The organism is Streptomyces sp. NBC_01433, assembly GCF_026340105.1.
Classification (GTDB): domain Bacteria; phylum Actinomycetota; class Actinomycetes; order Streptomycetales; family Streptomycetaceae; genus Streptomyces.
In genome coordinates this window covers 671,389-684,843 of the sequence record NZ_JAPEPM010000001.1, presented here as the reverse complement: position 1 = coordinate 684,843, position 13,455 = coordinate 671,389, and the positions used below count along the sequence as shown (strand labels likewise).

The window sequence follows — 13,455 nt, the reverse complement described above, 5'->3', positions numbered from 1 at the left end:
GTGGGTGCCAAGGAACTTACCGAGTCATGCGAGGCGAAGGAGCCGTCCGTGTCGACACACGACCTCTACACCACCGCCCCCGAAGAACCACTGTGGCAGGTGCCCGCCTCCGGGGCCGCCCGGTTCAGCTGGGACTACGACGACGGCCGCCAACGCCTCCTCGCCCTCTACCAGAAGGGCAAGGACAAGCAGTGGGACGGCAACAAGCGCATCGACTGGTCCATCGAGGTCGACCCCACCGACCCGCTGGGCACCCCGGACGAGGCCCTCACGCTGTACGGCACCCCGCACTGGGCGAAGATGACCGACAAGGACCGCGGCGAGCTGCGCAAGCACTACACGTCCTGGCAGTTCAGCCAGTTCCTGCACGGCGAGCAGGGCGCCATGATCTGCGCGGCACGGATCGTCGAGTCCGTCCCCGACCTGGACGCCAAGTTCTACTCGGCGACCCAGACCATGGACGAGGCGCGGCACGCGGAGATATACGGCCGCTTCCTGCACGAGAAGATCGGGATGCTCTACCCGGTCAACGACAACCTCCAGGGGCTGCTCGGCGACACGCTGCGCGACTCCCGCTGGGACATGCCCTACCTCGGCATGCAGGTCCTCATAGAGGGCCTGGCCCTCGCCGCGTTCGGGATGATCCGCGACACCACGACCAAGGCGCTGCCCAAGCAGATCCTCGCGTACGTCATGCAGGACGAGGCCCGGCACGTGGCCTTCGGGCGGATGGCGCTGCGCGACTACTACAAGCAGTTGAGCGACGCCGAACTGCGCGAGCGCGAGGAGTTCGTCATCGAGGGCTGCTACCTCATGCGCGACCGGCTCAGCGGCGTCGAGGTCCTGGAGAACTTCGGTATCGCCACGCAGGAGGCCAAGGACCTCTCCGAGCACTCGGAGTACCTCCAGCTCTTCCGCAAGCTGCTGTTCAGCCGGATAGTCCCGTGCGTCAAGGACATCGGACTGTGGGGCCCCAGGCTCCAGAAGGCGTACGTCGACATGGGCGTCCTCGAACTCGGCGACTCCAGCCTGGACCTCCTGATGGCCCAGGACGAGGAGATAGCCGAGCAGTTGGACCGGGATCGCTTCGCCGTGGAGGAGCGGGCCAGGGTCGCCGAGGTCGCGGACGCGATAGCGGAGGGCGGCGTTCTGCCGGGAGCCTCGGCAACCGTCGGAGCCTCGGCAACCACCGGAGCCTCAACAACGTCCGGAGTGTCGGCACCCTCAGGAGCCTCCGTCACCTCCGGCGACTGACGCGGCGAACTCCGGCACCGGACCGGCCACCTGCTCCGGCTGCTCCAGCAGCATCGCGTGGGTGGCCGCGACGCCCTCGGCGGTGACCTCCCGCCGCTCGGCCGTCAGCTCCACCAGATCCCGGGCCAGGCCCTGCGCGCAGGCATCCATCATCTCGTCCAGCCACTTCAGGCCGGGCGTCGGCGGCACCCGGTGCAGGGCCCGCACCAGCGGAAGCGGACAGGCGACGCGCCGGAACACGCTGAACAGGTCCAGCCCGTCCAGCGCGTCCAGCATCTCCAGAGCGCCCGCCCGCTCCGGCGGCAACTGCCACTGCCCATCCGCCTGTTGTCGCGCGCTCGCCCGGAAGGCGGCCTCGGCCCGCTCCGTACGGAATGCCGAGACCCGCGCTGTACGCCGCCTGTTGTGACACGTGCTCCGCGGGCATCAGGGCACCCGCCGACGCCCGCGACATCGTCCCCCCCAGCCCCCCAGCCCCCGAGCGGCGAGCGTCTCGTCGAGGTCGGCGAGCGGCGTGTCGAAGGACCAGACGGCGGCCGGTTCGCTGAGGCCGTGCCCGGGGAGGTCCACCGCGAGCACCCGGTGGCTGCCCGTCAGGAGCGGGGCGACCGCGTTCCAGTCGGCCAGGGAGCGCGTCGCACCGTGCAGCAGGAGAAGGAGCGGCCCGTCGCCGCCGTGGTCGTGGGCGTGGAGAACAGTCATGCGGGCAACGGGAGGGCGCGGCATCCGGCTCGGGATCGTCCGCCGGATGGATGGAATCAGGTGTCGTCGGCGGCGACAATTGAGGTACGCGCACGGCGGGGCCGACCTGGAGGAGGGTGAGGACGCCGAGCCGACGGTCCCGGTCCGTCCTCGGGATTCTCCCGCCATTCCCTCCCCATTCCCTCCCCATTCCCTCGCCATTCTCTCGACCTGATACCGATATGGCACTGGTCGAAATTCCGTTCGCAAACGTGACGTAGCTTGAACGCATGACCACGCCGCCTCCGCCGCCGCAGGGCCCGTACGGGCCGCCCCAGCCTCAGCAGAATCCGTACGGCCGGCCGGCCGCCCCGGGGCCCTACTCGCAACAGCCGCATCAGACGCAACAGCCGCAGCAACAGCCCTACGGCTACCCGCAGATGCCCCCGCCCCAGCAGGGCGGATGGGGTCAGCCGGGCATACCCGGCGGCGGGCAGCCCGGGATGCCCGGCTGGCCGCCGCAGGGACCGCAGCCGCCGCGGAAGAAGCGCACCGGGCTGATCATCGGGATCGTGGCCGGTGCGGTGGTCGTCGCCGGCGGGATCGCCTTCGGCGTCTCCAAGCTGGTCGACAAGGGCGCCGACGCGGTGTTCCCCGAGGCCGAGTACAAGCTCGTCGTGCCCAAGAAGGTGCTGGACGAGGAATTCACCCTGGCCCAGGACATGTCGGAGACCGAGGGCAAGGAGATCGAGGACACGCCCGACCCCAGCGTCCGGGACGGGAAGGCGGTCATGGCGCAGTACACCTCGGACAAGCAGGGCGCCCTCGTGCTCTCCGGGATGTACGGGCGGCTCGCCAGCCCGGACTTCATGCGCGGCAAGATCATGGAGGGGGCCGCGGAGGCCGAGGGCGCGACCCTCGTCGTACCCGCCAAGAAGTTCACCCCCGACGGGTACGACATCACGATCGAGTGCCAGATCGTGCAGTCGAAGGACAGCGGCGGCATCGCCAACATCCCGATGTGCGCCTGGGGTGACGGCAACACCGCGGCGATGGTCGCGGTCATCAGGCCCGAGAACGTGGTGAAGGACGCCAAGTCCATCGACCTGAAGCAGTCCGCGGCGGAGGCCGCCAAGGTCCGCGAGGAGACGCGCAAGCCGCTCGGCTGATCCGGTGGCGCGACTGTGGGGCGGCGCTGCGGCGCGACAGCGGGGACCGCCGCCCGCCGCCCGCCCGCCGGTCGTCGGGCCGGTCGCCTCCTGACGCGTCATGGCCGCACAGGAGGCAGGACGGTTTCCGCCGCGCGGGCCATTCCGAGCAGCGGGACATCCTTCCCGCGCCCGGCCACCAGCTGGAGCCCCACCGGGCAGCCGTCCCGGGTGAACCCGGCGGGCAGGGTGGCCGCCGGATGGCCACTCAGATTGAACGCCCAGGTCAGCGCCGTGGAATAGGTGTCGCCCGGACCCTCGTGCCCATGCGGCCGGTTCGGTGTGGTCGGGGTCAGCAGCAACGGCGTACGGGCAAAGAGGGCATCGAGCCTGCGGTCGTTCTCGCCCCGCACGGACCGGGCGCCGTCCTGGTCCGGCCCGCCGCCGCGTATCGCGATCCACGCCGCCGCCGGGTCGAGCAGGGCGCAGTCCCCGTCCAGCAGCGTGACGGCCCCGGCCGCGACCAGCCGGTCCACCGCGCCCCGCACCACAGCCTCGACCTCCGGGTCCACGTCCGCGTACCCGAGGTCCGGGCTGTACACGGCGGGCAGCGGCAGAGGCGGCGGCGCGGGGGCCGTGGGTGGCGCGCAGTCGTCGAGTACATGGCGCAGGTACCGCTCCGCTCCGGCCACCGACCGGGCGATCACCCCGGCCGCCGCGAGCCCCGAACGGTCCGGTGAGGGGAGCAGCCCGTTCGTCGTCTTCAGCCCGAACACGCCGCACCAGGCCGCCGGGATGCGTACCGACCCCGCCCCGTCGCTTCCGGTCGCCAGCTCCACCAGGTCCGCCGCGACCGCGACCGCCGAACCTGCGGAGGAGCCGCCCGGGGTGCGGTCGGCCCGCCAGGGATTGACCGTACGGCCGTGCCTGCCCTGCCCCCAGGTCTGCCAGACGGTGCCGGGGCCCGGCACGGACGTCGCGCCGACCGGGACACCGCCCGCCGCGATCAGCCGACGGGCCGCGTAGGAGCGGATACCGGCCGGCCCCTTCACCGCGAACGGCAGCCCGGCCAGGGGGAGCAGCCGCGCCTCCGGTTCATGGGCGAGCGCCGCCTCGTGCCAGACCTCGGTGAACGCGCACAGCCGCGGGTCCAGCCGGTCGATCCGCTCCAACGCCCGCGCCACCGCCGATACCCGCGTCATGACGCCAGTCTCCCGGGCCGCGCACCGAGCGGTCGAGCGGCTTTCCCGTCGGCCCACTCACTCGACCGCTCAACCGATCGCCCGTCGCCCGCTCACTGGTCGAGCGCCGCCTCCATCACGGCCCGCGCGATCGGTGCCGCGCTGCCGCCGCCGCTGATGTCCGCCCGGTCGGCGGAGGCGTCCTCGACGACCACCGCGACCGCGACGGCGGGCCGTCCGGAGTCCGGGTTCTGCGCCCAGGAGATGAACCAGGCGTACGGCGTACCGGAGTTGTCGATGCCGTGCTGGGCGGTACCGGTCTTGCCGCCGACCTTCACCCCGTCGATCGCGGCGTTCGACCCGGTGCCGTTCTCCACCACGTCGACCATCATCCGCTGCAGCCGCGTCGCCGTCGACGGGCTCATGGCCTGGTGGTAGGAGCGGGAACCCTGCTGCTGGACGGTGTCGCCGTCATGGGCGGTCGTACGGTCCACGAGGTGCGGGTATCTGAGGTCGCCGCCGTTCGCCACCGCGGCGGCCACCATCGCCATCTGGAGGGGCGTCGCGGTCGTGTCGAACTGCCCGATCGAGGACAGCGCCAGCTGGTCGTCGCTCATGTCCGTGTCGAAGTTGCTCTTCGCCACCCCGGACGGAATCCGCAGGCCGCCGTCGTTGAAGCCGAACTTGCCCACCGCGTCCACCATGCCGTCGAGCCCCACCTCGACGCCGAGGTGCGCCATGACGGTGTTGCAGGAGACCCGGATCGCCTCGGCCAGCGACGCCTTGGCGCAGCCGCTCGCCTCGTTGGGCAGCGTGGTCGTGGTGCCGGGCAGGACATAGGGCGACGGGGTGTCCGTGTCGGCGTCCGGATCGGTCACCACCCGGGCGTCCAGCGCCGCGGCGGCCGTCACGATCTTGAAGGTGGAACCCGGCGGGTAGGTCTGCCGGATGGCCCGGTTGAGCATCGGCCGGCTCTTGGCCGCGTTGAGCCGCGCCCAGGCGTCGGTGACCGAGGAACCGGTGCCGGACAGCCGCTCGGGGTCGTACGAGGGGGTCGAGACCAGTGCCAGGATCCGGCCGGTCGAGGGTTCGACGGCGGCGACCGCGCCCCGGCGTCCGCTCAGCCCCTCGTACGCGGCACGCTGCATCGAGTCCTTGACGGTGGTGACGACATCGCCGCCCGGCTGCCGGCTGCGGGTGATGTCGTTCCACAGGGGGAAGGGGGCGAGCAGCGAGTCGGTGCCGGACAGGATGCCGTCCTCGGCGTTCTCGATGAACGTCGTGCCGTACGTCTGCGAGGCGTAGCCGGTGACCGGTGCGTACAGGGGGCCGTGCAGATAGGTGCGTTCGTACGCGAGCTGTTCACCGGTGTCCTTGGAGCCGGTGACGGTCTTGCCGCCGACCAGGATGTTGCCGCGCGGCTCGTCGTAACGGTCGATGGTGTTACGGCGGTTGGCGGCGTTGTCGTCCAGCTTGTCCGCCTCGAAGAGCTGGATGCGGGCGGCGTTCAGCAGCAGCGCCACGAGCAGCAGCAGACAGAAGGCGGCGGCCCGCCGGATGTAGCGGATCACCGTTCGTCCTCCAGGACCGGGGCGATGACGCCGGTCTCCACCTGGTCGGGATGGGGTCTGCGGGCCACATCGCTGACCCGGATCAGCAGCGCGACGATGATCCAGTTGGTGACGACGGACGAACCGCCCTGCGCGAGGAACGGCATGGCCATGCCGGTCAGCGGGATCAGCCCCATCACCCCGCCCGCGATCACGAAGACCTGAAGGGCCAGGATCGAGGCGAGACCGATGGACAGCAGCCGCCCGAACGGGTCGCGCAGCGCGAGTCCGGCCCGGTATCCCCGGGCGACGAGCAGCGCGTACAGCAGGAACACCGCGGTCAGCCCGGACAGGCCCAGTTCCTCGCCCGCGGTCGCCAGGATGAAGTCGGACTTGGCGGCGAAGCCGATGAGGACGGAGTGGCCGAGGCCCAGTCCGGTACCGAGCATGCCGCCCGCCGCGAACGCGAACAGCGACTGTGCGAGCTGGCTCGGCCCCTGCCCGGCGTTGATCGAGGCGAAGGGGTCGAGCCAGTCCTGCACCCGGCTGTGCACATGCGGTTCGAACGAGCCGACGACGAAGGCGCCGACCGCGGCGAGCAGCAGTCCGACGGCGATCCAGCCGGTACGGCCGGTCGCCACGTACAGCATGATGACGAAGAGTCCGAAGAAGAGGAGCGAGGTGCCGAGGTCGCGTTCCAGGACCAGGACGCCGACGCTGAGCAGCCAGATCGCCACGATGGGGCCGAGCACCCGGCCGGTGGGCAACTGGAGTTTCCAGATCCGGCGGCCGGTGTACGCCAGCGCGTTGCGGTTCGCGGCGAGGTACGCGGCGAAGAACACCGCGAGCAGGATCTTGGCGAACTCGCCCGGCTGGAAGGAGAGTCCGCCGACCCTGATCCAGATCTTGGCCCCGTTCACGGCGGGGAAGAAGATCGGCACGATCATCAGCACCAGCGCGGTGGCGACCGAGAGATACGCGTAGCGCTGGAGCACGCGGTGGTCGCGCAGGAGGACCACGACGGCGATGAACAGCGCGACCCCGAGCGTGGACCAGATCAGCTGGGTGGGCGCGGCCTGGTCCTTCGGGGTCTCCAGGTCGAGCCGGTAGATCAGCACCAGGCCCAGGCCGTTGAGCAGGACGGCGATCGGCAGCAGCAGCGGATCGGCGTACGGGGCGCGGAGGCGGACCGCGAGATGGGCCAGGAGCGCGAGGAGGCCGAGCCCCCCGCCGTAACCGGCGACATCGGGCGGTACGGCGCCGTTCCTGGCGAGGCCGACGTTCGCGTAGCCGTAGACGGAGATGAGGACGGCCCCGATGAGGAGACAGAGCTCCACCCCGCGCCGCTTGGGCAGGCGTAGCTCGGGCGGGGGAGCGTCCGCCGTCGATGGGGTCATGCCACGCAACGTAGCAAGAGGCGTGCGGTATTTCCCTTATGTCGCAGCGCGTCCGCAGTGCGGCAGGTCGGCGGGCGTGCCGCGCCCCGGCCCGGATGTCGCCATGCGCGTCAGCGGACCGGTCGGCATCACTGATGTTCCCACGGGCGTCAGGGGGCCGGTGGGGTATCGGGGAATTCCGGGTCCGGGTCCGGCTCGTCGTCGGGCGGCACGTACTGCGGCAGCGTCAGCCGCGCCACCGCCCCGCCGTCCGCCGCGTTAGTGAAGACCAGCTCCGCCCCGATCACCCGTGCCTGGCCCACGGCGATGGTCAGGCCGAGCCCGTGGCCCTTCCCGCTGCCGTCCGTACGGAACCGCTGGGGCCCGCCCTCCAGCAGGTACGCCGGGAAGCCCGCCCCGTGATCGCGCACGGTCACCACGGGCCCTTCGACGCTCAGCACCACCGGCGGGCGGCCGTGCCGGTGGGCGTTGGTGACCAGGTTGCCGATCACCCGCTCCAGCCGCCGCCGGTCCGTCTCGACCCGGGCCGCGCCGGTGATCCGTACCTCGGTGTCCGTACCGGAGGCCCGGACCACCCGCTCGGCGACCGGCCCCAGTTCGTGCACGGCGGGATCGATCTGTTCGGTACGGGCGTCGAGGCGGGAGATCTCCAGCAGGTCCTCGGTCAGCGACCGCATCGCCCGGACCCGGTCCTGAACGAGTTCGGCGGGGCGGCCGGGCGGCAGCAGTTCGGCGGCGGCCGACAGCCCGGTCAGCGGGGTGCGCAGCTCGTGCGCCACATCGGCGGTGAACCGCTGCTCGGTCTGCAGCTTGCGCTGGAGCGTCGAGGCCATGGTGTCCAGGGCGCCCGCGACGATCGCCACCTCGTCCTGGGCCCGTGCCGGGCGTGCGGTACGGGGGTCGTGGACCCGGGCGTCGAGGTCGCCCGCGCTGATCCGGCGGGCCACCCGGGCGCTCTGGTGCAGCCGCCGGGTCACCCGGCTCACGGCGAACAGGCCGACCAGGAGCGTGGCGGCGATGGCCAGCAGTGAGGAGCCGCCGATCGCCCGGTCGAGGCCGCTGATCGTGCGGGCGCTCTGGCTGTAGTCGATCCAGGTGGCGAGCGCGCGGCCGTCGGCCGGACCCGCCGCCCACATCGCCGGGTGGCCCGCGTCGTCGGTGACCATCGTGCCCTGCTCGCCGCGCACGGCCAGGGCGCGCAGCGACGCGGGCAGGCCCGCCGGATCGACCCCGGAGCCCCGGGGGAGCGGTTCCCCGGCCTCGTACGCCCTGGTGACCTCCTCCAGCCGGTCCAGGGCCTTCTCACGGGCGTGGCCGACCGTCTGCCGGGTCACCGCGGTGTGCACGAGGACGCCGAGCAGGGCGGCGAGCGTGCAGCACATCACGGTGAGGAAGACCGCGGACTTCCAGGTGAGGGACGCGGTCCAGGAGGGCGTGCGAAGCCCGCGCCTCTTCATCGCTGCCCCGGGGAGACGGCGTCGGAGGCGGACGGTGCGGGGTCGGAGCCGGCGTCGGACGCGGGCGGGGAGACGGAGGGGGACGGTGAGGCGGACGGGGTGGCGGCCGGGTTCCGCTGCCGGGGCATGCGCAGGATCTCGTCCCGGGTGGGCAGCATCGCGTGCTGCCGGTCGTCCCAGGTCCAGGCCGTGCGGTACTCGTAGCCGGTGATCGCCGAAGGTGACCGCATGATCAGGTCGCGGCCCGCCAGCTGCACGCTGATCACCGCGTCCGCGGTGGACATGATCCGGATCAGCCCGTCCCGGTCGGCCATGTAGACCCGTACGGCGAGCTGGTGGCCGGGCAGCGTGATGCCCAGGACGAGTTCGTCCTTCCCGTCACCGGTCAGATCGCGGAAATACGGTGCGAGGACCGGGCAGGTGCCGGCTTGTCCGCCGCAGGTGTTCAGCCGCCGGACGGTCTCCTCCGGGAGCTCGTCGGTGCCGCTGTCCCGGTCGGGGTGGGCCTTCAGCCCCGCCCGCACCACGGCCACCGGGTCCAGCGCGCGCACATTGCCGTCCGGGACCCGGATGCCGGGGATGCGGGCGGTCTCGCCCTCCCCGTAGTCGTACGGGGCGGCCGAGGCGGCGGGCAGATCCGGCCAGAGCCGGGAGGGCTCGACGGCGGACGGCGTGCGCCCGGCGCTCTCCAGCCCTCCGGCGGCGCCGCAGCCGGAGAGCAGCGCCAGCGCGGCGCCGACGGCCGCGGCGGCGCGGGCCGGCGTCGGAATGTGGTGCGGACGCACGGCTCGGCCTCCTCTTCGACGACAGGGCCTACACCCTAGACGGAGAGGGACGCTGAATGCCTATTTCATAATGTTATGCGGAGATATGGCGATACCGGGGTGCGGCGGTCCGGGCGACCGCGGGCCGCGGTCCTGCGGCCCGGCAAGCCCGCCGGCCCCGTCAGCGCTGGTACGGGTTCTGTCCGGGCGGTGCGTACCCGGGCTGCTGCTGCGCCTGGCCGTACGGGGCGCCGTCCTGCCCGGCGTGGTGCTGGGCGAGCAGCGCGTCGGCCTGTTCCTTCGGGATCTGCTGCTCCCCGCCGCAGAAGGTGCACTGCGTCGCGAACTTCGTCGAGAACGGGAACAGCGGCACGAAGAACAGCGTGAACTTCGTGACCCGCTTGCGCAGCGTGTGCGCGGCCGGATTGCCGCACCAGCCGCACACCATCGTCAGGATGGCCAACTGGTACAGATAGCCCCGCGTACCAAAAATGATCATGCTCTGGTCCCTCTCCCCGTCTTCCCGTGAAGCGCCTGCCGGCACAGTGCCAGGAGCCTCTCGTCCTCGTACGTGTCGTGACTGCCGTATCCGCCGTCCATGGCGTTGTGGCGGCGTACGGAGACGAGCTCGGCGCGCAGCACGTGCGCTGCTCCCGAGCCTGCACCAGCGGGACCCATCCGCGCCAGGCATTCCGCCACCCGGACTCGGACATGCCGGTTCTTCTCCCAGGCGGCGAGGAGCACGGGAACGGTCTCCTCGGTCCGCCCCGACACCTCCCAGAGCGCGATCGCGGCGTCCACCCGCAGCCACAGCTCGTCGTGCTCCAGGAGCGCCCGCAGCCGGGGCGCGACCACCAGCGCGTGCGGCCCGAGCCTGCCCAGCGCCGCCGCCGCCGTCCGCCGGTCGTGCACATGCTCCGTCCGGAGGCCCTCGATCAGCACGGGCAGCACGGCGTCGGCGTCCCCGGCGACCGCCCACAGCGCGTCGGCCGCCTCCGTGGCCGCCACGGTCCCCGGCCGCCGGATCAGGGCCCGCAGCTCCGGCACGGCACAGTCCGCCGCGGGCCCGAACGAGCCGAGCGCCCGCAACGCCGCCGTACGCAGCCACTCGCCCCGGTACTCGGGCGCCCCGCGCAGCACCCGCAGCACCTCGGGCGCCGCCTCGCCCGCCCGCAGCCCGGTCAGCCCGGACAGCAGCGGGCTGGCCCGGTCGTACGCCCCCTCGTCGAGGCCGACCTCGCCGAGCCTGCGCCGCAGCGCCTCCGCGAGCGGCGCGGCGGCGGCACCGAGGTGGCCGATGGCGTACCCCACGTCGTGCGGCACCTCGGGCTGCTCCAGCGCCGCCGCCAGCGCGGGCACCGCACGGGCATCGCCGAGGCGGGCCAGTGCCTTCACCGTGGAGCCGAGTCCGGGAGGACCGCTGGCCCACTCCTTGACCCACGCACCGGGGTCGGCGGCCAGCCGTGCCGCCAGGGCGTCCGCGGCGGGGGCCGCCAGGCCGAAGAGCTCTTCGAGGACGTGCGAGGCGGCGTCGGACAGCCGGGGTTCGGGGTCCGCGAGCTGCTCGCCGACGAGCCGGACGAGGCCGTCGTACGAGCCGCGCCAGGCCCGGATCAGCCCGCCGCTCATCCGCACGGCGTCGATGCGCTGCCAGCGGTCGGGGCTGCGCAGCTGGTCGGTGAGCAGGGCGGTCCGGTCGTTCACCCGGTCGTCGAGCCCGACGTGCAGGGTGCGCAGCAGGTCGGCGGTCCACGGGGCGCTGCGGCCGACGTACTCCTCGGCGGACAGGGCGCGGAACTGCCCGACGAGGGTCGGCGGCGCCTGCTCCACCACGGGGGTCTTCCCGCCGGTACAGGATTCCGCGTCCGGTTCGGAGTCCGGCGTGGTCTCGGACTCCGCGTCCGGCGACGGGCCCGCGTCCGGCGAGGGACCGGCTCCCGGCGACGGGCCGGCTCCCGGTGGCGGGCCCGCTTCCACGCCCGTGACCGCGCCGGCGCCCGTATCCGTACCGGCTTCCGCTCCCGTACGCGCCTCCGCCTCCGCCCTCGCGTCCGGGGGCATGCCGGTCGTGGAGCGCAGCTCGCCCAGGAGCCCCGAGACCACCGGGACGACATCGCCGGGCAGGACGTCCGGGGCGCAGCGCGCCAGCTGGGCCAGGGCGGCCAGGCGCAGCCCCGGCGCGTACGCCTGAGCCGCCAGCAGGCTCAGCCATTCCGCCACCCGCCCGGCCAGCGGGCGGTGCCGGAGGGCGACCCGCCCGGCCGCCTCGACGAGCGCCAGCCGTACCTCCTCGTCCGCCTCCACCGGCAGCCGCTCCCGCAGCAGCGCGAGCACCCGCACCGGGTGCCGGTGCAGGGTGGCGAGGGCCAGCGGGGCCGCGAGCCGCACCCCGGGGTCCTCGTCGGCGATCAGCTCGAAGAACACCCCCGCCCCCGCGGTGACCGCAGCCGCCGCCATCGCGTAGTTCGCGGCGCCCTCGATCTCGTCCTCATCGATCTCGTCCTCGTCGTCCTCGTCCAGATCGAAGCCGCCGATGCTGGTGAGCAGCTCGACCACGCTGCCCCGGTCCTGTACGTCCGGATCCACGGCCAGTTCGAACAGGAACGGGATACACGCGAGTGTGCAGGCGTATACATCGCCCTGGTGGTGAACCGCCCCGTACATTCCGTCGAGCGCGCTCTCGCGCACCGCCGGATCCGCGGAGGCGAGCCCCCGCAGGAGACCGGGCACATCGTCGGCCGGTCCGTAGGCATGCTCCATCGAAGCCCAGTCGACCTCGTCGATCCCCGCGAACACGCCATGCCCTCCCCACGATTACGGCAGCGCCCGGAAGCGGCGCACAATCTTCCGGCACACCCTTCCGGCACGCCCCGAAGAAGCGTCTGGGCAGAGTGTGCACCACGGCCCGGACAATCCACCCACCACTTGCGGCCTTTCCTCATGCCGTGACCAGGTCATGACCACTTCATGGCCGGAACACCGGACGGTACGGGGCGGAACCGCCACCGAACAGCGTCCCGCCTGCCCGTTCCCGCCACAGCCGCCCCTGTCCGGGCCGTGTCCGCGAAGTTCCGCGCGGGCCAGGCGGAACTCCGCGGACACGGCCTACTGATCCACGGGCAGCGGACGCGCCCGGTTCGGATCGGTCAACGGGGCGAGCAGATCCCCGTACCGTTCCAGCCGCGCCGCCATGTCACCGGCCAGGAACACCAGCTCGCCGGGTGCCGAGCAGCCCTCGATCTCCTCCCAGGTGACGGGCGCGGAGACGGCGGGCTCGGTTCTGGCCCGCAGGGTGTAGGGGGTGGCGGTCGTCTTCGCGGCGGCGTTCTGGCTGAAGTCGACAAAGACCTTCCCCGGCCGCAGGGCCCGGGTCATCCGGTGCACGACCAGCTCGGGCAGGGCGTCCGCCGCCTCCACGGCCAGCCCCTTCGCGTACGCGGACACCTGGCCGGAAGGGGTGGGCTCCAGCGGCACGAGCAGATGCAGCCCCTTGGACCCGGACGTCTTCCCGTACGTGAGGAGCCCGTCGGCGGCCAGCCGCTCCCGCAGCCAGAGCGCCACCGCGCAGCACTCCACGACGCTCGCGGGAGTGCCGGGGTCCAGGTCGAACACCAGCCGGTCGGCCATCCCGGGTGCGTCCGCCCGCCACTGCGGAGTGTGGAATTCCACCACCAGGTTCGCCGCCCACACGAGTGAGGACAGATCCTGGACGAGCACCTGCCGGGCGCGCTCCCCCTCATGGCGGGGTACGGCGGCCGTACGCACCCAGCCGGGCGTACCGGGCGGCGGATTCTTGGTGAAGAAACGCTGGCCGTCGGGCCCGTCCGGATAGCGCAGGAAGGACACGGGGCGATCGTACAAATGTGCGAGCAACGCCCCCGCGACTGTGGCCGCGTAGTAGTGCAGCACCTCGCCCTTGGTGGTCCCGGTGGCCGGGTACAGCACCTTGTCGAGATTGCTGAGCACCAGGCGCCGCCCCTCCACCTCCGTGATGGGCGTCATACGATAAGAATCACACGAAAA

General features: G+C 72.4%; 12 protein-coding genes. 2 read left to right on the top strand and 10 right to left on the bottom strand.

Annotation, left to right across the window (positions count from 1 at the left end):
• Nucleotides 1-48 precede the first annotated feature (48 nt).
• Nucleotides 49-1,254, top strand: a complete 1,206-nt coding sequence (locus tag OG413_RS02900) for a ferritin-like domain-containing protein (protein WP_266802840.1) — start codon at nucleotides 49-51, stop codon at nucleotides 1,252-1,254.
• Here OG413_RS02900 and OG413_RS02895 read toward each other — a convergent pair.
• Together OG413_RS02895 and OG413_RS02890 are read right to left on the bottom strand one after the other, a co-directional pair.
• Entirely contained in the window at nucleotides 1,225-1,560 is a 336-nt protein-coding gene (locus OG413_RS02895) for a hypothetical protein (RefSeq protein WP_266802839.1), read from the bottom strand. The two genes, OG413_RS02900 and OG413_RS02895, sit on opposite strands and share 30 nt — an antisense overlap.
• Before the next feature lie 120 nt (nucleotides 1,561-1,680).
• The gene (locus OG413_RS02890) at nucleotides 1,681-1,956 is read right to left on the bottom strand and encodes an alpha/beta fold hydrolase (protein WP_266802838.1); all 276 of its coding nucleotides are present in this window, start codon (nucleotides 1,954-1,956) and stop codon (nucleotides 1,681-1,683) included.
• Nucleotides 1,957-2,225: 269 nt separating this feature from the next.
• On the opposite strand from OG413_RS02890, the gene OG413_RS02885 reads away from it, so the two are divergent.
• On the top strand, nucleotides 2,226-3,104 hold the full coding sequence (locus OG413_RS02885; RefSeq protein WP_266802837.1) for a hypothetical protein: 879 nt from the start codon (nucleotides 2,226-2,228) through the stop codon (nucleotides 3,102-3,104).
• A gap of 98 nt (nucleotides 3,105-3,202) precedes the next feature.
• Here the strand turns inward: OG413_RS02885 and OG413_RS02880 are convergent, their stop codons facing one another.
• From OG413_RS02880 to ligD, 8 genes are all read right to left on the bottom strand, one after another.
• Nucleotides 3,203-4,285, bottom strand: coding sequence for an amidase family protein (locus OG413_RS02880; protein ID WP_266802836.1), 1,083 nt, complete (start codon nucleotides 4,283-4,285; stop codon nucleotides 3,203-3,205).
• A gap of 92 nt (nucleotides 4,286-4,377) precedes the next feature.
• Nucleotides 4,378-5,835 (bottom strand): penicillin-binding transpeptidase domain-containing protein, encoded by a 1,458-nt coding sequence (locus tag OG413_RS02875; RefSeq protein ID WP_266802835.1) that lies wholly within the window; start codon nucleotides 5,833-5,835, stop codon nucleotides 4,378-4,380.
• Nucleotides 5,832-7,211, bottom strand: a complete 1,380-nt coding sequence (locus OG413_RS02870; protein ID WP_266802834.1) for an FtsW/RodA/SpoVE family cell cycle protein — start codon at nucleotides 7,209-7,211, stop codon at nucleotides 5,832-5,834. The genes OG413_RS02875 and OG413_RS02870 overlap by 4 nt, the downstream gene beginning before the upstream one ends.
• A 149-nt stretch (nucleotides 7,212-7,360) precedes the next feature.
• A complete protein-coding gene (locus tag OG413_RS02865) occupies nucleotides 7,361-8,668 on the bottom strand; it encodes a HAMP domain-containing sensor histidine kinase (protein ID WP_266802833.1) in 1,308 nt (435 codons plus the stop codon).
• Nucleotides 8,665-9,453 carry a hypothetical protein gene (locus tag OG413_RS02860; RefSeq protein ID WP_266802832.1) on the bottom strand — a complete coding sequence of 263 codons (789 nt, stop codon included), beginning with the start codon at nucleotides 9,451-9,453 and terminating at the stop codon, nucleotides 8,665-8,667. Before OG413_RS02860 ends, OG413_RS02865 begins: the two co-directional genes overlap by 4 nt.
• A gap of 160 nt (nucleotides 9,454-9,613) precedes the next feature.
• Nucleotides 9,614-9,931, bottom strand: a complete 318-nt coding sequence (locus tag OG413_RS02855) for a zinc-ribbon domain-containing protein (protein ID WP_266802831.1) — start codon at nucleotides 9,929-9,931, stop codon at nucleotides 9,614-9,616.
• Complete coding sequence (locus tag OG413_RS02850) at nucleotides 9,928-12,228, bottom strand: HEAT repeat domain-containing protein (protein WP_266802830.1); 2,301 nt, start codon at nucleotides 12,226-12,228, stop codon at nucleotides 9,928-9,930. Before OG413_RS02850 ends, OG413_RS02855 begins: the two co-directional genes overlap by 4 nt.
• A 309-nt stretch (nucleotides 12,229-12,537) precedes the next feature.
• A complete protein-coding gene (gene ligD, locus OG413_RS02845) occupies nucleotides 12,538-13,434 on the bottom strand; it encodes a non-homologous end-joining DNA ligase (protein ID WP_266802829.1) in 897 nt (298 codons plus the stop codon).
• Nucleotides 13,435-13,455 lie beyond the last annotated feature (21 nt).

What these genes read in the sequence shown, in the direction of transcription:
- OG413_RS02890 (WP_266802838.1), bottom strand. Translation starts at nt 1,956, where the DNA reads ATGACTGTTCTCCACGCCCACGACCACGGCGGCGACGGGCCGCTCCTT.
- OG413_RS02885 (WP_266802837.1), top strand. Translation starts at nt 2,226, where the DNA reads ATGACCACGCCGCCTCCGCCGCCGCAGGGCCCGTACGGGCCGCCCCAG.
- OG413_RS02880 (WP_266802836.1), bottom strand. Translation starts at nt 4,285, where the DNA reads ATGACGCGGGTATCGGCGGTGGCGCGGGCGTTGGAGCGGATCGACCGG.
- OG413_RS02870 (WP_266802834.1), bottom strand. Translation starts at nt 7,211, where the DNA reads ATGACCCCATCGACGGCGGACGCTCCCCCGCCCGAGCTACGCCTGCCC.
- OG413_RS02865 (WP_266802833.1), bottom strand. Translation starts at nt 8,668, where the DNA reads ATGAAGAGGCGCGGGCTTCGCACGCCCTCCTGGACCGCGTCCCTCACC.
- OG413_RS02855 (WP_266802831.1), bottom strand. Translation starts at nt 9,931, where the DNA reads ATGATCATTTTTGGTACGCGGGGCTATCTGTACCAGTTGGCCATCCTG.
- ligD (WP_266802829.1), bottom strand. Translation starts at nt 13,434, where the DNA reads ATGACGCCCATCACGGAGGTGGAGGGGCGGCGCCTGGTGCTCAGCAAT.